The sequence below is a fragment of the Thermococcus sp. JdF3 genome (assembly GCF_012027495.1).
Taxonomy (GTDB): domain Archaea; phylum Methanobacteriota_B; class Thermococci; order Thermococcales; family Thermococcaceae; genus Thermococcus.
Window position 1 is genome coordinate 124,716 of sequence record NZ_SNUK01000003.1, and the last position, 26,356, is coordinate 151,071.

At 57.2% G+C, this 26,356-nt stretch carries 24 protein-coding genes and 1 tRNA gene; 13 read left to right on the plus strand and 12 right to left on the minus strand.

Going from position 1 to position 26,356, the window contains the following annotated elements; translation table 11 throughout:
- On the plus strand, positions 1–1,446 hold the full coding sequence (locus tag E3E42_RS05780; protein WP_167903348.1) for a hypothetical protein: 1,446 nt from the start codon (positions 1–3) through the stop codon (positions 1,444–1,446).
- Here the strand turns inward: E3E42_RS05780 and E3E42_RS05785 are convergent.
- Positions 1,433–1,915 (minus strand): hypothetical protein, encoded by a 483-nt coding sequence (locus E3E42_RS05785; protein ID WP_167903349.1) that lies wholly within the window; start codon positions 1,913–1,915, stop codon positions 1,433–1,435. The two genes, E3E42_RS05780 and E3E42_RS05785, sit on opposite strands and share 14 nt — an antisense overlap.
- Before the next feature lie 245 nt (positions 1,916–2,160).
- Positions 2,161–3,297 carry a hypothetical protein gene (locus E3E42_RS05790; protein ID WP_167903350.1) on the minus strand — a complete coding sequence of 379 codons (1,137 nt, stop codon included), beginning with the start codon at positions 3,295–3,297 and terminating at the stop codon, positions 2,161–2,163.
- A gap of 60 nt (positions 3,298–3,357) precedes the next feature.
- On the opposite strand from E3E42_RS05790, the gene E3E42_RS05795 reads away from it, so the two are divergent.
- The 3 genes from E3E42_RS05795 to E3E42_RS05805 all read left to right on the plus strand — a co-directional run bounded on the left by E3E42_RS05795 (position 3,358) and on the right by E3E42_RS05805 (position 7,629).
- Positions 3,358–5,133: a ribosome biogenesis/translation initiation ATPase RLI gene (locus E3E42_RS05795; RefSeq protein WP_167903629.1), complete on the plus strand. Its 1,776-nt coding sequence runs from the start codon at positions 3,358–3,360 to the stop codon at positions 5,131–5,133.
- Positions 5,134–5,355: 222 nt separating this feature from the next.
- Positions 5,356–6,543: a cell wall-binding repeat-containing protein gene (locus E3E42_RS05800; protein ID WP_167903351.1), complete on the plus strand. Its 1,188-nt coding sequence runs from the start codon at positions 5,356–5,358 to the stop codon at positions 6,541–6,543.
- 93 nt (positions 6,544–6,636) lie between these two features.
- Positions 6,637–7,629 (plus strand): AIR synthase family protein, encoded by a 993-nt coding sequence (locus tag E3E42_RS05805; RefSeq protein ID WP_167903352.1) that lies wholly within the window; start codon positions 6,637–6,639, stop codon positions 7,627–7,629.
- A 6-nt stretch (positions 7,630–7,635) separates the two neighbouring features.
- Here E3E42_RS05805 and E3E42_RS05810 read toward each other — a convergent pair whose 3' ends face one another.
- Positions 7,636–8,508 (minus strand): type I restriction endonuclease, encoded by an 873-nt coding sequence (locus E3E42_RS05810; RefSeq protein ID WP_167903353.1) that lies wholly within the window; start codon positions 8,506–8,508, stop codon positions 7,636–7,638.
- 82 nt (positions 8,509–8,590) lie between these two features.
- Here E3E42_RS05810 and E3E42_RS05815 point away from each other — a divergent pair, with 82 nt between their 5' ends.
- The 3 genes from E3E42_RS05815 to E3E42_RS05825 are packed head-to-tail and all read left to right on the plus strand — an operon-like array spanning position 8,591 to position 11,351.
- A complete protein-coding gene (locus tag E3E42_RS05815; protein WP_240913647.1) occupies positions 8,591–9,382 on the plus strand; it encodes a class II glutamine amidotransferase in 792 nt (263 codons plus the stop codon).
- Between the two features lie 44 nt (positions 9,383–9,426).
- Positions 9,427–9,834 (plus strand): CBS domain-containing protein, encoded by a 408-nt coding sequence (locus E3E42_RS05820; protein ID WP_058938461.1) that lies wholly within the window; start codon positions 9,427–9,429, stop codon positions 9,832–9,834.
- Positions 9,835–9,839: 5 nt separating this feature from the next.
- Positions 9,840–11,351, plus strand: a complete 1,512-nt coding sequence (locus E3E42_RS05825) for a metallophosphoesterase (RefSeq protein WP_167903633.1) — start codon at positions 9,840–9,842, stop codon at positions 11,349–11,351.
- Here E3E42_RS05825 and E3E42_RS05830 read toward each other — a convergent pair.
- The gene (locus E3E42_RS05830) at positions 11,341–12,231 is read right to left on the minus strand and encodes a 2-phosphoglycerate kinase (RefSeq protein ID WP_167903354.1); all 891 of its coding nucleotides are present in this window, start codon (positions 12,229–12,231) and stop codon (positions 11,341–11,343) included. The genes E3E42_RS05825 and E3E42_RS05830 overlap by 11 nt on opposite strands.
- The gene (locus tag E3E42_RS05835; protein WP_167903355.1) at positions 12,228–13,535 is read right to left on the minus strand and encodes a 2,3-diphosphoglycerate synthetase; all 1,308 of its coding nucleotides are present in this window, start codon (positions 13,533–13,535) and stop codon (positions 12,228–12,230) included. Before E3E42_RS05835 ends, E3E42_RS05830 begins: the two co-directional genes overlap by 4 nt.
- 179 nt (positions 13,536–13,714) lie before the next feature.
- Between E3E42_RS05835 and E3E42_RS05840 the strand changes: the two genes are divergently transcribed.
- Complete coding sequence (locus tag E3E42_RS05840) at positions 13,715–13,894, plus strand: hypothetical protein (RefSeq protein ID WP_148882030.1); 180 nt, start codon at positions 13,715–13,717, stop codon at positions 13,892–13,894.
- Between the two features lie 77 nt (positions 13,895–13,971).
- Complete coding sequence (locus E3E42_RS05845; RefSeq protein ID WP_167903356.1) at positions 13,972–14,853, plus strand: MBL fold metallo-hydrolase; 882 nt, start codon at positions 13,972–13,974, stop codon at positions 14,851–14,853.
- A gap of 11 nt (positions 14,854–14,864) precedes the next feature.
- On the opposite strand, the gene cas4 is transcribed toward E3E42_RS05845, so the two are convergent.
- Positions 14,865–15,506, minus strand: a complete 642-nt coding sequence (gene cas4, locus E3E42_RS05850) for a CRISPR-associated protein Cas4 (protein ID WP_167903357.1) — start codon at positions 15,504–15,506, stop codon at positions 14,865–14,867.
- Between the two features lie 181 nt (positions 15,507–15,687).
- Complete coding sequence (locus E3E42_RS05855) at positions 15,688–16,023, minus strand: hypothetical protein (RefSeq protein ID WP_167903634.1); 336 nt, start codon at positions 16,021–16,023, stop codon at positions 15,688–15,690.
- Positions 16,024–16,150: 127 nt separating this feature from the next.
- On the opposite strand from E3E42_RS05855, the gene E3E42_RS05860 reads away from it, so the two are divergent.
- The 4 genes from E3E42_RS05860 (at position 16,151) to E3E42_RS05870 (ending at position 20,240) form a co-directional block, all read left to right on the plus strand.
- Complete coding sequence (locus E3E42_RS05860) at positions 16,151–16,990, plus strand: class I SAM-dependent methyltransferase family protein (protein ID WP_167903358.1); 840 nt, start codon at positions 16,151–16,153, stop codon at positions 16,988–16,990.
- Positions 16,991–17,271: 281 nt separating this feature from the next.
- Positions 17,272–19,173, plus strand: coding sequence for an aldehyde ferredoxin oxidoreductase family protein (locus E3E42_RS05865; protein WP_167903359.1), 1,902 nt, complete (start codon positions 17,272–17,274; stop codon positions 19,171–19,173).
- 77 nt (positions 19,174–19,250) lie between these two features.
- A complete protein-coding gene (locus tag E3E42_RS12085) occupies positions 19,251–19,376 on the plus strand; it encodes a hypothetical protein (RefSeq protein ID WP_255453637.1) in 126 nt (41 codons plus the stop codon).
- Positions 19,377–19,379: 3 nt separating this feature from the next.
- Entirely contained in the window at positions 19,380–20,240 is an 861-nt protein-coding gene (locus tag E3E42_RS05870) for a hypothetical protein (protein ID WP_167903360.1), read from the plus strand.
- Between the two features lie 486 nt (positions 20,241–20,726).
- On the opposite strand, the gene E3E42_RS05875 is transcribed toward E3E42_RS05870, so the two are convergent.
- The 5 genes from E3E42_RS05875 to E3E42_RS05895 form a co-directional block, all read right to left on the minus strand.
- Positions 20,727–20,813, minus strand: a tRNA-Ser gene (locus E3E42_RS05875).
- A 16-nt stretch (positions 20,814–20,829) separates the two neighbouring features.
- Entirely contained in the window at positions 20,830–21,138 is a 309-nt protein-coding gene (gene rpsJ, locus E3E42_RS05880) for a 30S ribosomal protein S10 (protein ID WP_014011815.1), read from the minus strand.
- Positions 21,139–21,190: 52 nt separating this feature from the next.
- The gene (tuf, locus tag E3E42_RS05885) at positions 21,191–22,477 is read right to left on the minus strand and encodes a translation elongation factor EF-1 subunit alpha (protein ID WP_167903361.1); all 1,287 of its coding nucleotides are present in this window, start codon (positions 22,475–22,477) and stop codon (positions 21,191–21,193) included.
- Positions 22,478–22,925: 448 nt separating this feature from the next.
- Entirely contained in the window at positions 22,926–25,124 is a 2,199-nt protein-coding gene (locus E3E42_RS05890; protein ID WP_167903362.1) for an elongation factor EF-2, read from the minus strand.
- Between the two features lie 136 nt (positions 25,125–25,260).
- Entirely contained in the window at positions 25,261–26,337 is a 1,077-nt protein-coding gene (locus E3E42_RS05895) for an HD domain-containing protein (protein ID WP_167903363.1), read from the minus strand.
- Between the last annotated feature and the right edge of the window lie 19 nt (positions 26,338–26,356).

The window sequence follows — 26,356 nt, forward strand, 5'->3', positions numbered from 1 at the left end:
ATGAGGGCGTACGTGACGACCGTTGGAACCTCACCCGAGGCGGTCTTCAACCCCCTCTGGTACCTCGTCGAGGTTCACGGCTGGGTTCCCGATGCCGTTTACCTGCTCTGGAACGACGGCGTGAGGGAACAGCTTGAGGGGGTGAAGGGACTGATAGAACGCCTCTCCAGCGCCTACTGCGTGGGGATAAACGTCATAGCCAGCGAAGGCCTGAGGTTCAGCGAGGATAACCCGATGGAGTTCAGGGAGAGGGCCGCCTCGCTCATCGGCTCACTTGTCTCTGAGGGACATGAGGTCATTGTCGACATAACCCCCGGCAGGAAGTTCATGAGCGCCCTCCTCCTCGGCGCCGCGATGGCGAGGGGGGCGGGCGAGATAACCTACCTCCACCTGGAGGACTGGAGGCGCTACGCAGGGAAGCTGCTCTTCGAGGTTCCGATGGTGGAGCAGAGGCTCTTCAGGAAGGGGGAGCTGACGGGAAAACCCGGAAATGTCTCCCTGCCTGGAAGGAGGCGGGGGCCCGCGGAGAGCCTCACCGTGAACAGGGAGTCGCTGATGGCGCTCCTCGACTCCCTGTATCTCGATGGGTTGAGGAGGTTCAGGCTGGCCGTCAGGAGCGAGGAGATAGCGTCCGTGAAGCTGGGCAGGCGGGCGAGGATAAGGGTGAGGGAGTATTTGACCCTCGACCGGGAACTCCACGGCGGGCACACGATGGTGAAGGAGGCGGTGATAGCGGGAATGGGGAGCTTCAGGAACTGGGACGAGCTGAAGGAAGAGGTCAGGGCGTTACTCCGCTCCGGAAGGCCGCTCTACATCGGCTTTGACACTAACGCCCTCCTCTTCCGCGTTCCTTCAAGGGTCATCGCAGAGGGGGACTTCTACAGGAACGGCAATCTGATATTCGACTTCGCCTACTCCGACGAGGTTCAGGTCGAGATAGGGCGGCAGGTGAACGAGAAACTGCCCTTCGACAGGAGGCTCGGCACCTACTCCAACCAGCCAACGCCGCGGGCAAGGCTGGCCTCCCTGGGCAGGGTCGAGCTGGTAAAGCTGAGGGAGATGGGAGCTGAAAGGGCCGACAGCAGGAGGGACGAGCGGGGAGACACGAAGATAGCCCTCGACTACAAGGCCTTCGCCGAGGAGAAGGACGCGAACGTGATGGTCATCACCCTCGACGACAGGGCCTACGCGGAGATGGACGCGCTCCGCGGGAGCGGGCTGGTTCCCTTCAGGCTGGAGTGGGAGTTCTCCTTCGGGGAGAACCTTGAGGGGAGCTGGGAGGCGCTGAGGGACACGCTCTACACGCTGGCGGTAACCCTCGGCGAGCTCAACGTCCACACCTACAAGCTCTACGGCCTCTGGCACGGCAAGAACTCGGAGGACTGGGAAAATGAGAGGGTGAGGCTGAACGGCTTCGAGTACGGCAGGGTTTTCAGGGTTCTCTGAGCCTCCTTATCCTTTCGTTCACCATCGCAATGTGAAAGCAACCATCTATGAGTTCGGGCCCTGTCTGGAGGGACTTGCACTGTTCAACTGGAAGAAGTGAACGAAAACCGATGAGTTTGAGGTGAAGTATCTTGAGCTCAACTGAGGGGTTTGGGTCATCGCATTCGAGCTTCTCGATTCCCTGCTCCATCAGCTCTTCCGCGGCCCTCTGAAGGTGGCCCTCAAGCTCGTCAAACCACACGACTGCCTTCGCAATGAGCCGTTCCGCCTCGTCTTTTGTCAGCGTGCAAAGGGTGCAGGCTCCCTCAAATGTCCTGAGGCCTTCCAGGTACGCCCTAGCCTCCATACCAAAGAACACTCTGACGGCGGGATAGTCGCTGAGGGAAAACACCACCACGGAGTTTCTCATTACCACGAATAGGTCTCCTCCAGGGAACCTATCACCGCAGACACCGGCAAGGTACCTCACGACACCACCCCCGAAAAAAGGGAAAGGGATCAGCGGCGGCGAAGCCAGCGGAGCAGGAGAAGATCCCTGGTGAAGTCGGCCCTGCCGAGGGGCGAAGCGCTGAAGAACCGGAACAGCCGAAGGAGTCTCTCTATCAGACCCATCACCTCCGGGTGGTTGTCTCACCCATCCACCCGGAGGCGATTCTATCTTGGCAACTTGCAGATTTATAAACTTTTCGGTTGCCGGGTTGGACAGCGGCCGCACTAAAGTTTTCTGTTCAGGGATTTTGCAACCTCATTCAACAAATCACGGACGGAATAGACATCAAGGTCAACGCGGTAGAGGCTCTCCTCTGGCTCAACGTCTTGGATTCCCTGCTTCACGTACTCTGCCTGACATTCCTCCCTTATCGCTTCTATGGCCATTGCAACACTCACCAGACTTTTGCCACTGGTTATATCGAAGGTTATCTCCCCTCCTTCGCGTTCAAGAAGTTCACCGAGGGCCTTCTTTATGGCTCTCCTGCACTCTTCAATGTCATCAAAATCTCCAGCAGGGACCACTTCGAACTCCAGAACCTCAGTTCCGGTCCCGAGGCTTTCCCTCTGCCCATCATGCCACCTTATCAGAATTGGTCTTCCTGTGCACTCCGAGAGCTTGAGCAGAAAAGCCTTCATCTTGGCCTTGAAAGCAGATTCGGGAACCACTACCCCCTTCACCATTAGGTAGTTCTCAATGAACTCCCGCTCAACTGGTTTTAATCTCTCCCATTTCAGGTTGATTACTGATTTAGAAACCAGCAGAAAGACCTTATCCAGCCGCGGCAGGTGATAACTGACGGCCTGGAAGAGCGGTACGATGTTCTGCATTTTGCTCTCGTTGTTGAGCTTTGCGCTGTTTTTCCTGAGGTCTTCGCAGTCCCCTCCTAAAACTTTATCTGGATCCCAGTTAGGAATGCTCAGCGCACTGACTAGGTATTTTGTTTTTTTCAGTTTCTTTCTTCTGGAAGCCTTTTGTTTTGGTTCCACCACCCAGTAAGTAAGGAGAACTATTGAGATTGTATAAAGGATTGTCCCCATCGTTGCCGCCAGCCGTCCTTCCACCACACTATCGGGCAACCATGCGGTTAAAACCGCCGCCAGGAGAACAAAGAGGATCAATCCCACAAGGCTCTCCACCTGGCCAAGGACGAGCCCTATGAACTGTGTCGAGAGAAAAGCCTCTAGCCCAATATCTGCTTTCTTTCGTGCCTCAAAGTAGAGAAGAACTGAAACGATAAAAACTCCGGCCGAAGACATCAGGAATAAGTGGCCTACACTGGAGGTGTTGCTTAGGTAAAACGAGGTAAGGGGTAGTAGGAGGAACACTATCAGTGCAACGTCCTTTCTTCCGAGCCCCATGGTATTAGCTCCCCCGCAACCCTTTAAAACCCTCTCCCTCAGCCTAACCCGGTGGTGGGAATGAGGATAGCGGTCATCGATTACGACAGGTGTAACCCTGACAAGTGCGGTAACTTCCTGTGCGAGCGGGTCTGTCCGGTCAATCGAATGGGTGGAGAGGCGATAATAATAGACGAGGAGAACTACCGGCCGGTGATTCAGGAGGCGAGCTGTACCGGCTGTGGGATATGTGTGCATAAGTGCCCCTTCAACGCGATAACCATAGTGAACCTCCCGGAGGAGCTTGAGGAGGGCTGCGTGCACCGCTACGGCGTGAACGCCTTCGTCCTCTACCGCCTCCCCGTGGTCAAGGACGGCATGGTCGTTGGCATACTCGGACCGAACGGAACCGGTAAGACAACGGCCGTTAAAATCCTCGCGGGCCAGCTCCTGCCGAACCTCTGCGGCGACAACGAGAGCTGGGACAACGTGATCAGGGCCTTCCGGGGCAACGAGCTCCAAACCTACTTCGAAAGGCTCAGGGACGGCGAGATCAGGCCGGTGGTGAAGCCCCAGTACGTTGATCTGATCCCCAAGGCCGTTAAGGGCAAGGTCAGGGATCTGCTCAGGAGGGCTGATGAGGTTGGCGCCTTCGACGATGTTGTCAGGGAGCTTGAGCTTGAGAACGTCCTCGACAGGGATATAAAACACCTCTCCGGCGGTGAGTTGCAGAGGGTTGCGATAGCCGCGGCGATACTGAGGAAGGCCCACTTCTACTTCTTCGACGAGCCCTCGAGCTACCTCGACATAAGGCAGAGGCTCAAGGTGGCCAGGATAATCCGCCACCTGGCCGATTCGGGCAAGGCGGTTCTCACCGTTGAGCACGACCTGGCGGTCCTTGACTACCTCAGCGATGTCATCCACGTCGTCTACGGTAAGCCCGGCGCCTACGGTATATTCTCCCAGCCGAAGGGCACGCGCAACGGAATAAACGAGTTCCTGCGCGGCTACCTGAAGGACGAGAACGTCCGCTTCAGGCCCCAGGAGATAAGGTTCACCAAATCCAGCGAGAGGAAGAGCCAGGAGGGCGAGATACTGGTTGAGTACCCGAGGCTGGTGAAGGACTACGGCGGCTTCAGGCTCGAGGCTGAGCCCGGAACGCTCTACATGGGCGAAGTCGTGAGCATCGTCGGCCCCAACGGAATCGGTAAGACCACCTTCGTGAAGATGCTCGCAGGCGTCGAGAAGCCCACCGAGGGAGATGTCGACTGGGAGCTGAAGGTCTCCTACAAGCCGCAGTACATCAAGGTCGACTACGAGGGGACCGTCTATGATCTCCTGAGCAAAATAAACGCGGGGAAGCTCCTCAACAGCTTCTACAAGACCGAACTGCTCAACCCCCTCGGAGTTCCGGACCTCTACGACAAGCAGGTGAACGAGCTGTCGGGCGGTGAGCTTCAGAGGGTTGCAATAACCGCGGCCCTCATCCGCGACGCGGACCTGTACCTGCTCGACGAGCCCTCCGCTTACCTCGACGTCGAGCAGAGACTGGCTGTTTCGAGGGCGATAAGGCACCTGATGGAGAAGGAAGGCAAGACCGCCCTGGTAGTCGAGCACGACGTGCTGATGATAGACTACATCAGCGACAGGCTGATGGTCTTCGAGGGCGAACCGGGGAAGCACGGCAGGGCGCTGCCGCCCACCGGGATGCGCGAGGGAATGAACCGCTTCCTCGCGGGGGTTGGCATAACCTTCAGACGCGATCCCGACACGGGCAGGCCCAGGGCCAACAAGGAGAACAGCGTCAAGGACAGGGAGCAGAAGGAGATGGGCGAGTACTACTACGTCGCCCCGTGATTCTTTTTTCTGTTTATTCTCCTCCACACCCCCCACCGCCAAAACCACCGGGTTTTGTACCCCCGTAAACTTAAATAAACGTTGACTAACGTTGTTTAACGATAAGCCATGAAAAAGTCCGTAAAGAGGGACTACGCTGAACAAATATGAATTTAAGACTACGATTTCGTGAAAAAAGCTTAAATATGACAGTTTTCAAAAAGAAAAGCGAGGTGAAGCACCATGGTGTGGAAAAAAGCTATTGCATTGCTCTTTGGTTTGATGGTGGTGGCGACGACCCTGTCCTTCGGCCACGTGTCCGCGGCCGATACCAGCGTGACCGTCATACTCGTCAGCGACAACGAGGCCGACTGCACACTGGCCCAGTACCTCGCCAACATGACCGGCGCGGTGGTCGTGACGACCCCCTGGGGTGTCTATGACCCGAACGTCACGGCGAACGTGATGAGCTACGGCCCGGATAATGTTATAATAATCGGCGGACCCGATGCCGTCGTCGATAGGTATCTGGATGACCTTGAGGAGCTCAACATCACCGTCGAGCGCTGGTGGGGCAGGAACAGGTACGAGACCAACCTGGCGGTCATAGGAAACGCAACCGCCAAGCTCAGGATAAAGTTTGAGAACAATGTGATAGTGGTTCCCGGCAACGACACCGCCGCGCTCAAGGTTGCCCTCCGGAAAGCCGTGAAGGTTCACGGGGTGATAATCTTCGCCAACGACACCACCAACATAACCAGAGTCATGATGAAGATAGAGGCCCACCCGAAGAACATGACCCTCATCAGAAGCCAGGTCATGGTGGAAATGGCCGAGAGACTCAGGGAGAGGTTCGAGAACCGCGTCGGGGCCAACGTCACAGAGATCGATGTCAACATAACCCCTGAGATGGCGATGGAGGCCATCAACACGAGCGAAGAGCGCATTGCCTCCGCCGAGGAACTGCTCGCGAACGTTACCCTGCCGCCCCAGATGGACCGGGTCGCGGAGAAGATGCTGAACCTCGCCAAGAAGGAGCTTGAGAGAGCCAGGAACGCCTATGACGACGGTGAGTACGGAAGGGCCTACGGGCAGGCGACGGCCGCAAAGGCCCACGCCGAGTTCGTCATAAGAGTGGCCTCAAAGGAGTGGCAGCACCGGGTAGGTATCGACGCCGCTGTGATGGCGAGGGTGTTCCTGCACCGCGTGGAGATACAGCTCAGGATCATGGAGAAGTCGGGAATGAACGTCACCAGGATAGAGACCCTCGTTGACCAGCTCAAGACCGCCATCGAGAACAAGGACTACGACATTATCGATGCCCTGATGGCGCAGATCAGGCAGGAGCTGCTCCAGATGTACTCCCACGGAAAAGGCAAGTTCAGGGAGCGTATCCTTCTCCCGGACCGTGCCGGACGCTGGCAGCCGTGAGGGCTGCCTCCCCCGTTCTTTCATCCTCGGGCAAAGTCTTTAAGCCTTCACCCGTTATGTCGTACAGACACAAAGGAATTCAGGGGGATCAAGATGCTGCCTGTGGGCAAAATTCCACCGGAAAAACTCAGAGAGCTCGTTTTCAACCGCCTCGGGGCCGGGGGGGAGAGGGTGATAATCGGGGCCGATCTCGGGGTGGATGCGGCCGCGATAGACTTCGGAGAGACGGTTCTCGTTGCATCGACCGACCCCATAACCGGTGCCGGGGAGGGAATAGGTTTCTACGCGGTTCACGTCAACGCCAACGACGTGGCCACCTTTGGGGCCAGACCAAAGTGGTTTCTTGTTTCAATACTCCTCCCCGGGAACTCCGACGAGGCCATCCTCTCGGGGATAATGGAGGAACTCCACAGGAGCGCCGCAAAACTCGGCGTCGCCATAGTGGGCGGCCACACGGAGGTGACGCCTGGCCTCGACAGGCCCATAGTCGTCGGGACGATGCTTGGAGAGGTGCCGAGGGGAAAGCTCGTGACGTCGAACGGCTCGAAGCCCGGGGACGCGATAATACTCACCAAGTGGGCCGGCCTTGAGGGAACGTCGATAATAGCGGGCGAGAGGGCTGAGGAGCTTGAGAGGGCCTTCGGAAGGGAGTTCGTCGAGAGGGCGAGGAAGTTCATCGAGATGATAAGCGTCGTGGAAGATGCCCTCACGGCCAACGAGGTCGGCGTTCACGCCATGCATGATCCAACTGAAGGGGGAATAGCGAACGGCCTTCACGAGATGGCCGACGCCGCCGGCCTGGGCTTCAGGGTGCACCTCGAGAGAATACCCATACGGGAGGAGACGCTCGGAATATGCCGCTTCTACGGTCTAAACCCCCTCGCCCTGATAAGCTCCGGGGCCCTGATGATAGCCGCCCCGAGGGACGGCGTGGATGAAATCCTAAACGCCCTCGGAGAGAAGGGCATAAACGCCTCCGTCATAGGGGAGTTTGTGGAAGACCCCGGCGTCAGGGTCATCGTTGAGAACGGTGAAGAGAGGCCCCTTGAGAGACCTGAGAGCGACGAGCTCTGGAAGGTGGTCTGAGCCCCATCAAATCTCAACCGATATCCTCAGCTTTTCCTCTTCCTCCAGCTTTTTGAGTACACCCAGGGCGGTCTCGGGGCTGAGCGACATTCTCCTGATGTGCTCGTAGGCCCTCCGTATCTCCTCCCGCTCGTACCCCCGGGCGCGCTTCTCCAGGTACAGCAGGACGGAGAGAAGAACTCCCTTGATACTCCTTTCCTGGAGGGGAAGGAGCTTCCATCCACCGTCATAGACATAGGCTGCCTTGGGCGTCTCGTCCCCCTTCAGCTCCCCAACGGGAACCGTGTTCATGCCCTCCCGCGACGTCAGGTACTCGATCAGCATCCCCTCGGAGTAGCCCTCCTGCCTGAGCCCCAGAAAGCTCAGTTCAAGTGCCCTCAGAAGGGAGGCAACCCTCTCCATCTCGGTTATCCTGGACTTCGAGAGAATGGACAGCTTCAACACGGCCTTCTCAAGGGGCTCTTCCTCGATGTTGACGGTGACGAGAACCCTGTCCCTCAGACGGGAGCCCTCTTCAAAGGCCTTCACCGCTATCCACACGGCACCGTTCGTGAGGATGCCGTATTTAACGCCGGAGTTGAAGCAGTAGCGCGCCAGCTGGCGGAGGGGCTCGTCCCGCTTGATTATGTTAACCCCGAGGTTCTTGGCCTCGACGTAGGCGAAGACCTCGCCGTTGAGGATGAGCGCGTAGTCCGCCCTCCCGTCCTCCGTCCGCTCCTCCGGTCTGACTTCCTCCGGGTTGTTCCAGTCCCATCCCAGGGCCTGAAAGACCTCACCGATGAGGTGCTGCTTCACCGCCTCCTCGTTCTTGGCGTAGAGTTCCCTGTGTGAACGGATTTTCCTCCTGACGCTGGCCACGGCCTTGGTAAGTTCCTCCATGCCCATACCCCCGACCGCTTTAGTGCTCTCCCCACGACCTAAAAGCTTTTGGGCGGTGGGTTCAAATTGCTCCGGTGGGACTATGTGCCGCATAATGTTTGCAGCAGGTGACGGAAAGCGGATTTGTCCGCTGCTGGATGCCCTGGTAAGGTCCTCCGAAAATGACCCGTACAAGGAGCGGAGGGGAAGGGGGAGGCAGCACAGGGACGGATGGGGGTACGTCCTCCTGAAGGAGGGTTCGGTGAAGCACTACCGCTCGCTGAGGCCTATATTTGAGGACGCCGCCGCCCTCGGTTCCCTCAGAGAGGAGCTTGAGGGCTTCACCGTGCTGATGGCCCACACGAGGGCGGCCAGTCAGGGGGCCAGGAACCTCTTCAACGTCCACCCGTTTGCATTTTCGTCCAGACACGGCTTCACGTTCTGGCTGCTTCACAACGGCGACCTTGACAAGGGGAGGATTATGGAGCTTGCCGAACTGGACGGGGAGGAGCTGGAGAACGTTTCCGACACCTACGCCTTCGCCACCTACCTGTGCAGGAGGCTCCCCAGCCCGTCGCTCGATGACGTTCTGGAGCAGTACCGGATCATCAACGGGACGATGAAGTCCCTCCTCAACACCGTCACCCTGTTCCAGGATTCCGGGGGAAGATTCTCCGCTTTCATAACCGCCAGCATGAGCGAGAAATATGCCGAGAACCCGCTGAACTACGACTACGGCAGGCTGCTCCTCATTGAAGGTGAGGACCTCTTCGCGGTGACGTCGTCAACCTTCGAGCTGTACCACCCCGCGGACTACCGGGTAATCCCAAACGGAACCGCGTTCTACGTCAGGCTTGGTGAGGATGGCTTCCACGTTGAGACCGTTCGCCTGTGAAACGTTATATACGATGCCGTCCCACTTTTATTTTGGGTGGTAACATGGATGGGGATGCCCCGATTAAGGTTTACATGACGAGAAAACTGATAGGCGTTTCTCCGGACGACAGCGTAAAGCGCGCCTGCGAGGTCATGGTGGAGTTCGACATAGGCTCCCTGGTTGTCGTTGAAGAAAACAGGGTGGTGGGATTCTTCACAAAGAGTGACATAATCCGACGTGTCGTCATCCCGGGGCTGTCGAACGGCACCCCCGTCAGGGAGATAATGAGCGGGGAGCTGATAACAGTCGACGCGAACACTCCCGTGAGGGACGTCCTCAACCTGATGGCCAAGAAAGGGATCAAGCACATGCTCATCAAGGAAGATGGGGAGATAGTCGGCATATTCAGCCTGAGCGACCTGCTGACCGCCAGCCGGAGGCGGCTCGAGACAGCCATCGCGGCGGAGTGATGGTTATGATACGGATAGCGCACATAAGCGACACCCACATAACCAGCGAGAGCGCCTACAAGGGCTACGCCTACGACCTCATAGTCAACGACGTGAACCGCGGGGACTTCGACTTCGTGATACACACCGGTGACGTGACCAACCAGGGCCTCCGCGAGGAGTATGAGCGGGCCTCGTACGAGCTTAGAAAAATAAAGAAGCCGCTCGTTGTCATTCCTGGCAACCACGATGTCAGGAACGTCGGCTACAAGCTGTTCGAGAAGTTCATAGGCCCGCTTAACGGCGTTTACGAGTTCCGCGACGGTGTCGTCATCTGGGTTGACTCGACCATACCCGACCTGAGCGACGGCAGGGTGGGCGGCCACAAGTTCCGGTGGCTCAAGTCGAGACTCGAGGAGTACTCCGAGAAAAAGTTCAAAATCGTCGCCGCACACCATCACCTCGTCCCGCTGCCCGACACCGGGCGGGAGAGAAACGTTCTGTACAACGCCGGCGACGTTCTCGACCTCCTCCTCAGGCACGAGGTCAGCCTCTACACCTGCGGCCACAAGCACGTGCCCAACGTCTACCGCATCGAGGACATGGTGATCGACAACGCGGGCTGCACATCCTGCAGGAAGACGAGGAAGGGGGACGTGAACAGCTACAACATCATCACCATCCACGACGACGGCAGGATCGAGGTTACGATAAAACGCGTGACCGGGGACGAGGTGCAGAAGGAACACAGACCCATAAAGCCGAAGATCTTCGTGCCCCGTGGAGAGCGCCTGCTCCGGATAGTCCAGATGAGCGAGAGCAACGTCTCGGACAGGATGTACTTCAGGAGGAAGGTACTCGAAAACGCCGTGCGCACCATAAACGAAAAGCTGAGGCCCGACATAGTGATCCACAACGGTGACATCGTGGATATGGGGATAGAGCGCTACTACGAGAAGGCCTACGAGTTCTACGAGAAGATCAAAGCGGAAAAGCTCGTCGTTCCCGGCCACAACGACATAACCTACCTGGGCTACGACCTGTTTCTGGAGTACTTCGGCGAACCGGAAATCGTGGAGATGAAGGGCTTCACGTTCCTTCCAGTGATAAGCGCCCAGTACGAAACTCCAATAGGGGTCGTCGGACGGATAGGCCAGCGGAAAATAGCGAGGCACCTCGAGGAGTATCGCGGGAGCTTTACGGTGGTCGTTCTGCACCACAACATCATTCCGATTCCGCGGAGCAGGGAGGTGGGATTCCTCGAAGACGCCGGCGACGTGCTGAGGACATTGACGTGGGGGGAGGCCAGCCTCGTGCTGACCGGCCACGGGGGCAACTCCTTCGCAGTCAAGGTTGAGAAAACACCCATAGTCAACGCGGGCTCCATAAGCTGGGAGCTCCACAGGAACCCCTTCGGAAACAGCTTCAACCTCATAGACATATACCCCGAAATGATAGTGGCATTTGAGGTTCAGGCCACCTGGGGGAGCGGAAGGCTCCTTGGAATATGGAAGATAAAGGGCCCGTTCACCCCCTGACGTCCCTTCCCATCTTTCTCATCAGCCGCTCCATTATGTCCTCCATTATAACGTCCACCGTGCTCTCGAGTTCGACGTTGTTTATCACCCGAACCCCGTGCTCCCTGGCCATCTCCACAATGAAATCCTGTATCTCCATGATGGCGTCTATGTGCTCGATGTAGTACTCGGCGGGCCTCTTGCTGTAGCGCGCCCTTTCGTAGAACCTGGCCTCCAGGTCCCGCTTGCTCCCCACGGTTACCACGTACATGAAGTCCCTGTCGTCGAGCTCCACGTAGCCGGGAACCAGGTGTATGCCCTCGATGACCGTGTTGAAGCCCTCCTTGTGGGCCCTCTCAAGGACCGCCTTGAGGCCAACGGACACGTGACGGACCTGCTCCTCGAAGCCCCTGATCAGGGGGGAGTCCCTTCCCTTGACCCTGCCAGCGGCCGTCCAGGCGAGGAAGGACGACGTGTGGAGGTCGGGGAGAAGTTCGGGTGCTATTATCTTCCTCATGACCTCCCTTACCGTGTCCGTTCCTATAACGCTCCTTATGCCGAGGCGAAACGCCAGCTCGGTCGCTATCGTTGACTTCCCGACGCCCGTTGCCCCGCCGAGGAGAATGGTTATCGGCACCTTCAGGCGGCGGAGCTGGCGCCAGAACAGGTAGCGCTTCGCCGCTTCCTTAAGGCCGTGGTCAATGAGCTTCCGGTACGTCAGTTCCCGTATCTCCTCCGTGGTGACGAACTTGGCATTCCTGGAATTCAGCTCCTTCTGAACCTCCGTGGCTATGATGTAGGCGATACCCACGTCAACCCCCGCAAGGGTTATGGAGCGCGTGAGGATCCCCCTTGAGAACGGGAGCCTGGCCCCGCTCTCGGGGTCGGTTACGATTATCATCCTCTCCCCTCCAGTATCGAGCGGCCGAGCCTCAAAACGGCCCCCCCCAGGTCCTTCCCATCGATGTTGACCGGCTCGTTGTCCAGATACACCACCTCAATCCCCCTCTCAAGGGCCCACCTGGTAACAACGTCCACAGCGGCGGCCTTGAGCTCAACGGCCACCGCGTCGATGCCCTCAAATCCCTCCAGGTCTTTTCTCAGTGCGGGCCTCCTCGACAGGTTGCCGGAGGCATGGACTACATCCGCCCCCAGACCCTCGATGTACCTCCTCGCCCCCTCGAGGGCCAGCCCCGACGTCATCACAAGGGCCAGCCTCTTCCCGGAAACGTCCCCGAGGGGCCTCGGTCTGAATGCGGTCAAATGCACGTCCGCGTCGGGGTTAGTCTCCCGGATTATCCTCTCAAGCTCCCTCAGCCGCTCCGGGCGTACCGAGTCGGCCATCGTGACGACGACTATGTCCGCCAGAGAGAGCCTGAAGGGGCCGAAGTAGCCGCCTATGAAGTCGGACTTCTGGGCGGCGCTGACCATGAGGACGTACCCATCCGCACGGTAGGCAGGAAACGTTGCCCCACTGCCCTCGAGGATTATGAGGTCGTTTGGCAGGCTCTCCGCCAGCTTAACGCCCTCGTCCACAACATCGAAGAAGGAAAACCCCGCCATGCCTCCCCCGCAGCGGCGGCACCCTATGGTCGCAACGCGTGAGGTGAGCGCGTTCTCAAAGTGGTCCGAGGCGGCGTGCTTTCCCTTCCCCGCCAGCCTGACCAGGAACTCGGGGGTTATCTCAAACTTATCCCCCTCTATGAGCTCCGGCTCCTCGGGACCCCCGCGGCCCATCGTGACTATAACGGGGTTGGCTATCTCCTTGAGGGTTCTGGCTATGAAGCCGCTGACCGCAGTCTTGCCGACCCTCTTCCCCGTCCCTATGACGGCAAGGCTCGGCTTTCTGGTCCTCCTCAGCGGCCTGGGAGTGAACGTGAAGTCCGCCCCCCTGTAGGTCACACCGTGGAGCATGCACAGGGATGCAATCCTAAACCTGTCCTCGTAGTTCAGGACGGGCTCGTCGCTCAGGTCAACGACCTCACAAACGTTGTTCTCCCTGAGGGCCCTCGCGAGGGCGGCAAGGTAGTCCCCCGCGTAATACACCGGAATCCCGAGCCTCTTCTCGATGTCCCGAATGTCTCCAATCTTCTCACTCCCGCCCAGAAAGACGGCGCAGCAGACACCACCGAGCTTTTCCACCGCCCACGCGGTAACGTCTGGATAGTGCTCGCCGTCGATAAGGACGAGCCTCCGATTTTTCATGCCACCACCGTAACCACTATATTCATGGAGCATTTAACATTTTGGAGTGTGTCCCGGCGGCACCTCTCCGGAGAGAATAGGTACACCACCCTGGGAACCGCAGGAAGGGTTATAAACCCCGAGGAGGTATGACTATTGGCGGCCACTGAAAGCGGCCCCGCTGAAAGGAGGTGTATGAAATGGTTGAGATGATTGTTAAGAGCAAGGTTAAGGAGGCCGTTAAGGCCATCGACCCCGAGATGAGGGTCAACCCGGAGTTCTACGAGGCCCTTGAGGCCGAGATCAAGACCCTCGTTGAGAAGGCCGTCAAGAGGGCCAAGGACGAGGGCAAGAAGACCCTCTACCCGAGGCACGTTTGAGGCTTCTCCCTTTTCCTGCTTTTTCCATTCCATCGATGGCCTTTTATTCTCCTTTTCCCAACTTTTGTGGTGATACCATGGCGCTCAGAAAACTCGGTGATTCGGTTTATCTTTATCCCGGCAGCCCCTCAACACTTGTGCGGGTCTCTGATGGAAAAGCCGTTCTCGTCGACCCCGGCCACGGGAGCGGAAGGCACAAAGACCTGAAGAGGGAGGTCAGAAAACTGGGGCTCGAGATGAAAGCCCAGCTCGCGACGCACGGCCACGCAGACCACGTATCGGTTGCGCCGAGGATCGACGCGCCGCTCTTCATGCACCGCTTTGAGTTCTCGATAGCCGAAAGCCCCCTGAACAGGGAACTTTTGACCTTCGGCTCGAAGGCTCCGGGGGGCTTTCTGGTCTTCCAGTTCCCGGAAGAGGTTAAAGTTCATGCAGTCTTCGAGTGGGGCGACGAACTCTTCGGCCTGAAGGCGATCAAACTGAACGGCCATTCGCCCGGGATGACAGGCTTTCTGGACAAGGAGAACGGGCTTATCTACGCTGGAGATGCCTTCTTTGGGGCACGGGTCATAGAGGCCGTGGGATTGCCGTATCTGGTCGACCCCGACTTATTCAAAGCTTCAATTGCAGAATTAAAGAATTATGCAGAGAATGGCTTCCTCCTGGTACCCTCCCACGGCAGACCGGTGGAGGGGGAGGAGGCGCTCGAGCTGCTCGACTTCAACCTCAGCCGCGTCGAGGAGACCGAAAGCCTCATCCTGGACATCCTGAGGGAGGGTCCGATGGGCATCGACGGTATCGCCTTCCGCATAATGAGGTACTACGGGGTCGAGGTCACGCCCCAGAAGCTCGCCCTCAACCTCGTCCCTGCCAGGGCCTTCATCGCGAAGCTCTACAACGAGGGAAAGGTGGACGCGGTCGTTGACAATGGACTCAAATGGAGGGTGGAGAAGGGTTAGAGAGCAGGCGCTCACTCCCCATCAGGGTAGCACAGGTACCTGTACGGGCAGAACCTGCACGTGTAGGAGTACTCCCCCTTCGGGGGCTTTCCTCTTTCGTAGGCCTTCTTGACGGAGTAGAAGTGCTTAAGGGTCTCGCGGAAGAGCTTTCCGTCGTAGGGCACCTCAAAGGCCCTGAAGTTCGGTCCCTTGACTATCGGGAAGCGCGAGAAGTCTATTTTGCTTATAACCCTCATGGGCTCCTCGTGGAGCTTGATGTAGTACAGGTACCCGTACTCCGCCTCCGCCCAGCGCATGTAGATGTTGAGCTGGGCCATGTGATAGTCGTAGGGTTTGCTGGGGAGACTGGTCTTGCCCTTTATCTCGATTGGGAAGTCCCCTATGGCGTCTATCCTGCCGTGTATCTCGAAACCGAGTCTCTGGGATCTGAGGATGAGGTGCTTCTCAAGCTCGAAGCCGAAGCGTTTCTGTAGAATCTCACCGAGGACGTTGTGGGTGTTTATGCCCTGGTTCAGCCGCACCTTCACGAACTCGGGCCACCTCTCAGGGTAGCCCTTCAGCCTGAAGTATATCCTCCTCGGGCACGTCAGGGCCTCGCTGGCGTAGAACTCGATAAATCCATCGTTTTCATTATGATTCCCATCCGACGCCATTCCTTTCCCTCCAGTAACGGGGCGGGTCATCGGCCCGCGAACCTCGCCGCCCCCGCGTCAGCTAATACCGACGTCATCACCCATCAGACTGGGCAAGGGTCGTCATCCGCTCGGAGGGTTAAGGCTAACCCACCATTTAAAGGTTTGGGGAAGAATCCGGGGAAAGTTGAAGGAGGAGAAATCAGAGTACAGTCCCCTTTTTCCTCTTGAGCGAGTAGCTCAGCCCGTACGCCGGCCAGATGCTCGGCGGCTGCTCGTAGTGGTGGAGGTTCCTCAGTATCTTCTCTGCGGTCTTTTTGTTTCTGGCCTTTACCCTCAGAACGCCGTCCTCGAGTTCAACCGTTCCGTTGGACAGCCTCAGGGTGAGCTTCGAGCCGTTCACTTCAGGCCTGGCCTTCATTAAAAGCTGCCTGTAGTCCTCGTATGCTTCCCTGCTGAGCTTCTGCTCAAGAAAGACGGGTTTCTCACGTGACTTAAACAGGCGGGAGAACAAACTACTTGAAGGTTCGTCATCCATACTCCTCATCTACCTCCGGAGGATTTCTCGCTTTAAATTCGTCCCTCAGGTTTTTAAGGCTTTCTCATCGCTTTTTGCCGAAATGACGAGAGGAAGGCTTTTAAGGTTTTCGCGGTGAGTAAGGCCGATGAGAAGAACCCAGCTGATAAAACCCCGTATAAGGGAGATCCTTTCCCGCGAACTTCCGGCGGAGCTAGTGAGGATGCTCCCCAAGCACTGGGTCCAGATAGGCGACGTTCTAATCCTCCCCCTACGGCCAGAGCTCGAACCCCATAAACGCCGGATAGCCGAGGTTTACGCGGAGGTTCTCGGCGTTAAAACAGTCCTCAGAAAGGGCAGAATAGGCGGCGAGTTCAGGGAGACAAACTATGAGCTCCTCCACGGAAACGACACGATAACGGTTCATGTTGAGAACGGGATCAAATACAAGCTCGATGTGGCAAAGATAATGTTCTCGCCGGCAAACGTGAAGGAGCGCGTGAGGATGGCGAAGGTTGCAAAGCCCGGCGAGCTGGTCGTCGACATGTTCGCCGGAATCGGCCACCTCAGCCTCCCAATGGCTGTCCACGGAAAAGCCAGAGTTATAGCCATAGAGAAGAGCCCCTACACATTCCGCTTTCTGGTTGAGAACATCGAGCTCAACAAGGTTCAGGACAGGATGACTGCCTACAACATCGACAACCGAGACTTTCCTGGGGAGGACATAGCCGACAGGATTCTCATGGGCTACGTGGTGAAAACCCACGAGTTCATCCCCAAGGCCCTGAGCATAGCCAGGGACGAGGCTATAATCCACTACCACAACACGGTGCCGGAAAGGCTGATGCCAGAGGAGCCCTTCGGGACGTTCAGAAAAACAGCAAGGGAGCACGGCTACGAGGCGGAGAAGCTCAACGAACTCATCATCAAGCGCTACGCCCCTGGAGTGTGGCACGTCGTCGTTGACGTGAGGGTCTTTAAGAGATAGCGAAAGCCCGTACCACAGGTGTTCTGGTGCTCTCGAGATGGCCTGCGAGCGGGAGTACGATTTCCCATGACCATTTACCGGTTTTGCATGCGTTCAAAGTGTTCTCCAACCTGTTCACCGGGGAAAATTTTAGGTCATCCTGATAAACTTTTGGACCATCCTGCAGTTCAGTGCTCCCCGATGGTTAACAATTGAACTTAACTTAACATATGCTGTGAAACGCTTCCTTTTGCGAAGACCTTATATCCTTCAACCTGAAAATCTTTCGAGGTGATTCTGAAATGGAGGCGAAAGGTGGCTACTGGGGCAAGATTCTGAGGGTCAATCTGACCACGGGTGAGGTCAGGGTCGAGTCCCTCCCCGAGGAGTTCCCGAGGAAGTACCTCGGCGGCGTTGGCTTCGGAACCAGGCTCCTCTACGACGAGGTTCCGGCAAAAGCTGACCCTCTCGGCCCGGAGAACAAGATGATAATAACCCCCGGTCTTTTCGTCGGAACCGGTATCGGAACCGGTTCCAAGACGGCCTTCAACTTCAAGAGCCCGCTCACCGGTGCCTACGGCCGCTCAATGGCCGGAGCCAAGATGGGTGAGGAGCTCAAGAAGGCAGGCTACGATGTCCTCATCATCGAGGGGCAGAGCGAGGAGCCCGTTCTCCTCGTCATAGAGGACGACGAGGTGAAGCTCGTCCCGGCGAAGGAGTACTGGGGCCTCACGACCGGCGAGGCCAGGAAGAAGGCCAGAGAGGAGTACCCCGGATTTTCCACGGCCTTTATCGGCCCGGCCGGCGAGAACCTCAGCAGGATAGCCACGATAGAGACCGACGACAGGCAGGCCGGTAGAGGCGGCCCCGGTGCCGTTCTCGGAAGCAAGAAGCTCAAGGGAATCCTCGTCAAGGGTACCAAGAAGATACCGATAGCCCAGCCCGAGAAGCTCCGCGAGCTCATCAAGGAGTGGGCGATGGTCTTTAAGGACCACCCGGCCACGAAGGCCGACATGGACTACGGAAGCGGCGAGTTCCTCGACTGGATGAACCGCGAGCGCGGCACCTTCCCGGTCAGGAACTGGCAGATGGGCTTCTTCAAGAAGGCCTACGAGAAGGCCAAGGAGGAGGGCAGGGAGCACATTGGAATCGATCCGTACTTCTGGGCACCGAAGTACCGCGCCGGCAGGAGGCCGTGCCCGCTCTGTAACAAGCCATGCAGCCAGTACATCAAGGTCGAGAGCGAGAAGTGGGGCACCTTCATGACCGACGGTCCCGAGTACGAGACCCTCTACTCCTTCGGCGGCGTCCTCGAGCTCGACGACTTCGAGACCGTTGCCTACCTCAACTATCTCGCGGACGAGCTCGGCCTCGACACCATCTCCGCCGGTGTCACCATCGCCTGGGCCATGGAGGCCTACGAGAGGGGCCTTCTCAGCAAGGAGGAAGCTGACGGCCTCGAGCTGACCTTCGGAAACGGCGAGGCCGCCGTCGAGGCCCTCAGGAAGATGGCCCACCGCGAAGGCAACCTCGGAAAGCTCCTCGCCGACGGTGTCAAGAGGGCCAGCGAGAGGCTCGGAAAGGGCAGCGAGAAGTTCGCCATGCACGTCAAGGGCATGGAGCCGCCTGCCTACGACGTCCGCGGTATAAAGGGAATGGCGCTCGCCTTTGCCGTGAACGTCCGCGGTGCCGACCACCTCACCAGCGGCGCCTACGGAACCGAGCTCGTTGGCAGGTGGTGGAAGTTCGACGGCGTGGACAGGACCAAGGGCGAGAACAAGGGCTTCGAGATTGCCTTCCACGAGAACCTCATGGCGGTCTACGACGCCACCGGCGTCTGTAAGTTCTCCAGGCACATGTACTTCCTCGAGGGCTTCCCGCCGCTCGTTGAGGCTCTCACCGGCATGAACATCGGCGAGGCCGAGCTGATGGTCATCGGCGAGAGGATAATGAACATCGCCAGGGCCTTCAACGTCCGCGAGGGCTTCAGCAGGAAGGACGACACGCTTCCGTACAGGATCATGTGGGAGCCGATTCCGGAGGGGGTCAGCAAGGGTATGCACGTACCGCCGTGGGAGCTCGACAGGATGCTCGACGAGTACTACCAGGCCCGCGGCTGGAGCAGGGACGGAATCCCGACCAAGGCCAAGCTCATGGCCCTCGACCTCCCGGACATCGCGGAGGACATCGGGGCGGGAGTTTGAGTTCTTGCCCTTTTCTTTTGCCTCTTCCCAGGAGTTAAATATAAGAACCGCCGGGGGTATTTTCTTCGGTGTGAGTCATGGAGAGGAAGCTCACGGATTTTATCAACTCATCAGCTCAAGAAAACAAGGTTCTAATCTGTGAGGAGCGTGAGAGAGTAACGAGGGCTGATGAAAGACCTGCTGAGGGAAAGGAGGGGGGTTAGCGTGTGATCCTCGATACATTTTCGTTTACTCCCCTTGAGGTCTCTATAGCAGTTGTAGCTTTTAGTGCAATTCTCTACTATTTTGGCAGGATAATAGCCGACACGCACGTTGAACAAGCTGATAAATCTGTTCTTTACGTTGCAGGATTTATCTTCGTTGTGTTCTTTATCTTAGTTCCCGGTGGGACTGTGTACTATATCAAAGATTACCTTGTGTGGATACCTAAACTTGCACTAGTGCTTCTTCAGATTGTGATGTTCTCAATGCTTTCTTGGGCAGTAAAAACTTACGAATATTTTCTTAAGCACGGTCTTTTGGATGTGTTCCAAAAGAAATACAGAGAGAAACTAGAGGAAATCAAAAAAGATAATACCCTTTTGGGAAACATTATTGCGGTTTACGATATAGTGAAAAATAACAAAGATCCTGTTTCAACATTCTCAAGTATATTGGAGGCTAATAGAAAAATCTCCAGCAATTACCTCTTTTTAATGTTAGTATCAACAATTTCCATTTTTTCACTATATAGAGCAATCTCAGAGAACTCTCTGATCTTTATTACAGTTACATTAGTACTTGGGTTCTTTCTCTTCACAATGATGGCACTTGTTTATGGGTTTAGTACTGCATATTATCCTCCTGCAATCATTCACCTAAAAAATGGACAGATTCTCCAAGGCAAACTTCTAAAATTTGGGGATTTTGTATATCTGCTTGATCAAGAGCAGAAAGTTAAAATTTTCATAAATAAGCAGGAGATTATGTATTTAGAGGAAAGCTTATTCAAAAATCAATTCCCAATTTCTCAATCCAAAGACCAAGTTCGAATGGGAACTCTAGAAGAACACAATGAAAAAGTATAAGTACCATTTGTTTGTAAAGACACAATGTTATGTGTGGAGGTTGGGACGCTCTTGGCCCTAGCAGCTTCAGTAAATCTAGCGACTACAGTACTGCTAATACAGCTTGTAAAGGAGGTGATTGAGGTGGCCGTATGGCTATCTACCTCACTACAGTGGAACAAGGGCGGAGCGGCGGTCCCCCTCTGGGCTCGGAGGTACTAGGGGATCGTTATACAGGGCCAAGAGTGTCTTACCCTCGCTTCCCAGAGGGTGTGGGGGTTCGACTCCCCCACCTCCGCCCACAGGAGCCCAATACCAAGAAAACCAGATGAAGTTTTAAGTTCCATGAATATGTTAATAGGTTTCATTCTCATTCTAGCATTCTTTGAACGTCTTGAGAACTGTAAAACACGTTAGAACCTCCAATTAATACCAAATCTCTACGAAAATCAGCGTTTTAGACGTGTAAACACAATTCCGTCAATGCTTTGCGCAGGCAAAGTTTGGTGGCGCCGGGGCAGGGATTTGAACCCTGGTGGGCAAACGCCCACGGACTCTCCAGGCCCGCGCCTTCCCAGGCTAGGCTACCCCGGCGCATAAAGGAGAGGAATCAGGAGATGAGCTCGATCTCGATGGTGACGTCCTCGGGGACGCGGATGCGCATGATCTGGCGCATGGCCCTTTCGTCGGCCTCAATGTCAACGAGCCTCTTGTGAACGCGGAGCTCGAACCTGTCAAATGTGGCGGTGCCCTCTCCGTCCGGGCTCTTCCTGGTGGTGATCCTTATTCTCTTGGTCGGAAGCGGGATGGGCCCGCTCATCCTGACACCGGTCCTCTCGGCGATCTGCTTGATCTGGTCGGTGACCTCGTTGAGGGCCTTAATGTCCGTGCTCGCAAGCTTAATCCTTGCCTTCTGCATTTCCGTCCCTCCTAAGGCTTAAGGAAGTAAAGGAAAGGCCAGAGAAGGCCCTTCACTCGGCCTTCTGAACGGAGATGACCATACCGGCAGCGACGGTCTGGCCCATGTCACGGATGGCGAACCTGCCCATCTGCGGGATCTCCTTGACCGGCTCGATGACCATCGGCTTGGTCGGCCTGAGGACGACGATGGCGGAGTCACCGGTCTTGATGAACTGCGGGTTCTCCTCGACGATGTTACCGGTCCTCGGGTCGAGCTTGGCGAGGAGCTGCTCGAACCTGACGGCGACCTGGAGGGTGTGGGCGTGGAGGACCGGGGTGTAGCCGACGGTGATGGCGGTCGGGTGGTTGAGGACGATGATCTGGGCCTTGAAGGTGTCCTTCGGCCTGACGACGGTCGGCGGGTTGTTGCTGTGTCCGGCAACGTCACCGCGCTTTATGTCGTTCTTACCAACGCCACGGACGTTGAATCCGATGTTGTCACCCGGAAGGGCCTCCTGCATGGACTCGTGGTGCATCTCGATGCTCTTGACCTCACCCTGGATGGCCTTGTGGAAGATGGTGCTGGCCGGCTCGAAGATGACGACGTCACCGACCTTGAGGACACCGGTCTCGACACGGCCGACCGGGACGGTACCGACACCCTTAATGGAGTAGACGTCCTGGATCGGGATGCGGAGCGGCTTGTCGGTCGGCTTCGGCGGCTCCGGTATCTGGTCGAGGGCCTCGAAGAGGGTCGGGCCGTTGTACCAGGGCATCTTGTCGCTCTTCTTAACGATGTTGTCGCCCTCCCAGGCGCTGGTCGGGATGACCTGGACGTTCTTGTAGCCGAGCATCATGAGGAGCTTCTTAACCTGCTCGGCGACCTGCTTGAACTTCTTCTCGTCGTAGTTGACCATGTCCATCTTGTTGAGGGAGACGATGATGTGGTTGATACCGAGGGTCTTGGCGAGGAAGGCGTGCTCCTTGGTCTGCGGCATGACACCGTCGGTGACGGCGACGACGAGAACGGCGGCGTCAGCCTGGCTGGCACCGGTGATCATGTTCTTAACGAAGTCCCTGTGGCCCGGAGCGTCGATGATGGTGATGTACCTGTGCGGGGTCTCGAACTTGGTGTGGGCGACGTCGATGGTGATACCCCTCTCGCGCTCCTCCTTGAGCCTGTCCATGACCCAGGCGAACTTGAAGGACTTACCCTTCTCACCCATCTGCTCGAACTTCTGGATGATGTTCTCCGGAATGTTCTGGCTGTCGAACAGGAGCCTTCCAACGGTGGTGCTCTTACCGTGGTCGACGTGTCCGATAAAGACAATGTTAATGTGCGGCTTCTCCTTAGCCATTTCCATACACCTCCAAACTTTGGTCTAGTCCGATTGACTAGGATGGCTTTTTAAATCTTTCGAACCTCGGCCCCCTCGGGCGGGAAACCCGCCGTTTATCGGGGAGGCCTCACGAGTTCCGGAGTGAACTTGAGGGATGAGTTTAAAAACTTAACTAATCGCCGTTGGGCAGGAATCTGTCAATTTTCAGGACAGGCCCTCAAAATCCGCCGGATCCCGCACGGGACACCCTTCTTCCCCCAGACTTTCAATCCCTTCAACCCATTGAGACGACCCCTACACGAATAGAAAGATAGCCCCAAACGCTACATCTACTCTGTCCACCCGTGAGTATGATACCTGTGTTTCAACTATTCGAGCGTCCAGAGGGGACTTCGTACCTCGGGATTTGGAAGACAGAAAAAGACCGCAGAAACGGGAAGAGAAAGGTTCAGAGGGCTGAAAGCCCTCACTGCTGCGGGCAGACGTCCTGCTCCCTCGGCGGGTTCGGGTCGAGACCCTTCCTCTGCCTGATCTGCCTGATGATGTTGGTGGCCAGCTCTCCCGGAACCCTCTTGAAGCCGGCGTGCTCGGTGCTCCAGAGGGCCCTTCCGCTGGTGGCGCCACGGATGGCTCCGGCGAATCCGAACATCTCGGCGACCGGGGCCTCCGAGATGATGATCATGACCTCGCCCTCCTGCCTCATGTCGATGAGCTGGCCGCGCCTCTGGTTGATCTCCCTGCTGACGGCACCCATGTACTCGTAGGGCACGTTGATGATGACCTTCTGGTACGGCTCGTAGAGGATCGGCTGGGCCTTCATCATGGCGCACTGGATGGCACTCCTGATGGCCGGGTAGATCTGGGCAGGACCGCGGTGGACGTTGTCCTCGTGGATCTTGGCGTCGTGGAGCCTGACCATGACCTTCATGACCGGCTCCTTGGCGAGCGGACCCTCGTCCATGGCCTGGTGGAATCCGTCGACGAGGAGGTCCATGACCTCGTTGAGGTACTGGATACCCTTGGTGTTGTCGAGGAATATGTTGCCGTGGTATATGTCAACTATGCCCTTGGCGACCTCGTAGTCCATGCCGAGCTCGGCGAGCTTCTTGGCGACGGCCTTCGGGTCCTTCGGCCTGCCCTCGGGGATGAGTCCCTCGTGGATGGCCTCGTATATCTCGTCCGGAAGCGGCTCCACGGTGATGTAGAACCTGTTGTGCTTGTTCGGGGACTTTCCTTCGACTATCGGGCTGATCTTGCTGACGCTCTCGCGGTAAACGACGATCGGCGGGCTGACATCGACGTCGAGCTTCCAGTCCTCCTTGAGCTTGACGAGCTTGACCTCGAGGTGGAGCTCACCCATACCGCTGAGGAGGTGCTGGCCGGTCTCCTCGTCGATCTTGACGTGGAGGGTCGGGTCCTCCTTGGCGAGCTGGCGGAGGGCCTCGATGAGCTTCGGAAGGTCCTTAACGTTCTTGGCCTCGATGGCGACGGTAACGACCGGCTCGCTGGCGTAGTGGAGGGCCTCGAACGGCTCGATCTGCTCCTGGGAGACGGTCTCACCGGCCATGGCGTCGCGCAGTCCGGTGACGGCGACGATGTTACCGGCCGGAACAGCCTCCATGTTGACCCTCTCGGGACCCATGTAGATACCGACCTGCTGGATCCTGGCCTTCCTCTTGGCGTTGATGAGGTAGACCTCCTGACCGGTCTTAACCGTACCGCTCCAGACACGGCCGGTTGAAACCTCACCGGCGTGCTTGTCGAGGATGATCTTGGTGACGACCATGACCATCTTGCCCTTCGGGTCGCAGTTCATCATGGCCTGGCCGACCTCGCTCTCGACGTCGCCCCTCCAGAGGTGCGGGATCCTGTACTTCTGGGCCTCGAGCGGGTTCGGCAGGTGCTTGACGACCATATCGAGGACGACGACGTGGAGCGGAGCCTTCTGCCTGAGGGTCTTGAGGTCGCCGCTGTTGGTGAGCTCGACGATGTCCTTGAAGGAAACGCCGGTCTTCTTCATGTAGGGAACGCTGAGGGCCCAGTTGTAGTAGGCACTTCCGAAGGCAACGCTACCGTCCTCGACCTTGACGAACCACTGGTTCTTGAACTCGTCCGGGGCGTACTTCTTGATGAGCCTGTTGACGTCGGTGATGATCTTGGCGAACCTCTGGAGGATGTCGTTCGGGCCGAGCTTGAGCTCCTTGATGAGACGGTCAACCTTGTTGATGAAGAGAACCGGCTTGACGTACTCCCTCAGGGCCTGCCTGAGAACGGTCTCGGTCTGCGGCATAACACCCTCGACGGCATCAACGACGATGATGGCACCGTCGATGGCACGCATGGCCCTGGTAACGTCACCACCGAAGTCAACGTGACCCGGGGTGTCGATGAGGTTGATGAGGTAGTCCTGACCCTCGTAGTTGTGAACCATCGACACGTTGGCCGCGTTGATGGTGATTCCTCTCGCCTGCTCCTGCTCGTCGAAGTCAAGGACGAGCTGCTTTCCGGCGAGCTCCTCGCTTATCATCCCAGCACCGGCAAGCAGGTTGTCGCTCAGCGTCGTCTTACCGTGGTCAATATGAGCGGCAATACCCATGTTCCTGATCCTCTCGGGCTGGGTCATGAGTTCTTTAATCTTCGCAACCATCTCTTCCCTTCTTCCCATTTACACCACCTTCTAACCTGATGAGCTTGTTCACCACTCACTTAAAAGGTGCGGTTATAAAGCTTTTCCCGGTTGAGAAGCGGCAGCGCGGGAACGCGTTCAAACTACTTAAGGGTTTTGGAGGAAAAAATCACCCTCAATCAAAGAAGGCCCCCAGAAACCTTTCAACCCGCTCCCTCACGTCGGCCCTCGCGTAAACGCCCCATCGCCAGTGGGTGTCCTTCAGCTCCACTAGCGAGCGGACGAGGGGCGAGACCTCGCTGAGGCGCTTCAGTTCCCTTTCGGCCTCCACGAAGGCGTTCTTCTCCCCGAACTTGGGTTTGGGGGGATAGTCAACGATGGCGAGGTGTCCGAACTCGGCCTCAAGCTCTCCCCGAAGTTCGGCAACAGCGTCCCCTCCAGGGTCGCTGGCACTGTAGAGAACACGCTTGTAGAGCCTTCTATCGTCTATCGCCCGAACAAGCTCCCGAACCTCTGCCCTTTCACTCGCCCTGAGCCGTGCTATCAAATCAACCTCGTCCATGGTGCGTATTTCCTCGGAGGGAATTCCTTCGAGCTCAACGGCCGTTACGAGCATGGCACTCGCTATCTTTGAGACGTGGTGCTGGTAAACGGTGGGATACATCATACTCCTCGCCAGGAGCAGGTTCTGGGCAGCTATTGCCCCCTTTTCCCCAACGATGAGCATGCCATCCTTCCACACCAGGTTCCTCACGAGCCTGTCGAGGTCAACCAGGCCGTAGGCTGCGCCGGTGTAGTAGGCGTCACGCACCAGGTAATCCATCCTGTCGGCGTCTATATCTCCGCTCACGAGGGGGTGCTTGAGGAACTTGAGGAACTCGCCGAGGGAATAGCGCTCCCTCACCGCGTCCCCGATTTCACCGTGCCTTATGAACCATTTCGTGTTCTCCTCGTGCCTCGGGTAGAGGGTCTCAAGCGTGTGGCTGAAGGGGTAGTGGCCGAGGTCGTGGAGCAAAGCCGCGTAAACGGCCCCATCATCAATCTCTGGATTATATCCGGCGATTTTCCTGGCGAGGTGGAAGGCTCCGAGGGAGTGCTCGAAGCGGGTGTGCCTGGCAGAAGGGTAGGCGAGAAAAGCCAGGCCGAGCTGGGTTATCCGCCTGAGGCGCTGAAACTCGGGGGTATCAACAAGCCTGACCGCGAAGTCGTCGAGCTCGATGTGGCCGTGTATGGGGTCGTGGACGAGCTTCATTGTGGGCACCAAAAAGGTT

Excerpts from the sequence above, each read along its gene's own strand:
- E3E42_RS05780 (WP_167903348.1), top strand. The coding sequence starts at position 1 with ATGAGGGCGTACGTGACGACCGTTGGAACCTCACCCGAGGCGGTCTTC.
- E3E42_RS05790 (WP_167903350.1), bottom strand. The coding sequence starts at position 3,297 with ATGGGGCTCGGAAGAAAGGACGTTGCACTGATAGTGTTCCTCCTACTA.
- E3E42_RS05795 (WP_167903629.1), top strand. The coding sequence starts at position 3,358 with ATGAGGATAGCGGTCATCGATTACGACAGGTGTAACCCTGACAAGTGC.
- E3E42_RS05800 (WP_167903351.1), top strand. The coding sequence starts at position 5,356 with ATGGTGTGGAAAAAAGCTATTGCATTGCTCTTTGGTTTGATGGTGGTG.
- E3E42_RS05805 (WP_167903352.1), top strand. The coding sequence starts at position 6,637 with ATGCTGCCTGTGGGCAAAATTCCACCGGAAAAACTCAGAGAGCTCGTT.
- E3E42_RS05810 (WP_167903353.1), bottom strand. The coding sequence starts at position 8,508 with ATGGAGGAACTTACCAAGGCCGTGGCCAGCGTCAGGAGGAAAATCCGT.
- E3E42_RS05815 (WP_240913647.1), top strand. The coding sequence starts at position 8,591 with ATGTGCCGCATAATGTTTGCAGCAGGTGACGGAAAGCGGATTTGTCCG.
- E3E42_RS05820 (WP_058938461.1), top strand. The coding sequence starts at position 9,427 with ATGGATGGGGATGCCCCGATTAAGGTTTACATGACGAGAAAACTGATA.
- E3E42_RS05825 (WP_167903633.1), top strand. The coding sequence starts at position 9,840 with ATGATACGGATAGCGCACATAAGCGACACCCACATAACCAGCGAGAGC.
- E3E42_RS05830 (WP_167903354.1), bottom strand. The coding sequence starts at position 12,231 with ATGATAATCGTAACCGACCCCGAGAGCGGGGCCAGGCTCCCGTTCTCA.
- E3E42_RS05835 (WP_167903355.1), bottom strand. The coding sequence starts at position 13,535 with ATGAAAAATCGGAGGCTCGTCCTTATCGACGGCGAGCACTATCCAGAC.
- E3E42_RS05840 (WP_148882030.1), top strand. The coding sequence starts at position 13,715 with ATGGTTGAGATGATTGTTAAGAGCAAGGTTAAGGAGGCCGTTAAGGCC.
- E3E42_RS05845 (WP_167903356.1), top strand. The coding sequence starts at position 13,972 with ATGGCGCTCAGAAAACTCGGTGATTCGGTTTATCTTTATCCCGGCAGC.
- cas4 (WP_167903357.1), bottom strand. The coding sequence starts at position 15,506 with ATGGCGTCGGATGGGAATCATAATGAAAACGATGGATTTATCGAGTTC.
- E3E42_RS05855 (WP_167903634.1), bottom strand. The coding sequence starts at position 16,023 with ATGGATGACGAACCTTCAAGTAGTTTGTTCTCCCGCCTGTTTAAGTCA.
- E3E42_RS05860 (WP_167903358.1), top strand. The coding sequence starts at position 16,151 with ATGAGAAGAACCCAGCTGATAAAACCCCGTATAAGGGAGATCCTTTCC.
- E3E42_RS05865 (WP_167903359.1), top strand. The coding sequence starts at position 17,272 with ATGGAGGCGAAAGGTGGCTACTGGGGCAAGATTCTGAGGGTCAATCTG.
- E3E42_RS12085 (WP_255453637.1), top strand. The coding sequence starts at position 19,251 with ATGGAGAGGAAGCTCACGGATTTTATCAACTCATCAGCTCAAGAAAAC.
- rpsJ (WP_014011815.1), bottom strand. The coding sequence starts at position 21,138 with ATGCAGAAGGCAAGGATTAAGCTTGCGAGCACGGACATTAAGGCCCTC.
- tuf (WP_167903361.1), bottom strand. The coding sequence starts at position 22,477 with ATGGCTAAGGAGAAGCCGCACATTAACATTGTCTTTATCGGACACGTC.
- E3E42_RS05890 (WP_167903362.1), bottom strand. The coding sequence starts at position 25,124 with ATGGGAAGAAGGGAAGAGATGGTTGCGAAGATTAAAGAACTCATGACC.
- E3E42_RS05895 (WP_167903363.1), bottom strand. The coding sequence starts at position 26,337 with ATGAAGCTCGTCCACGACCCCATACACGGCCACATCGAGCTCGACGAC.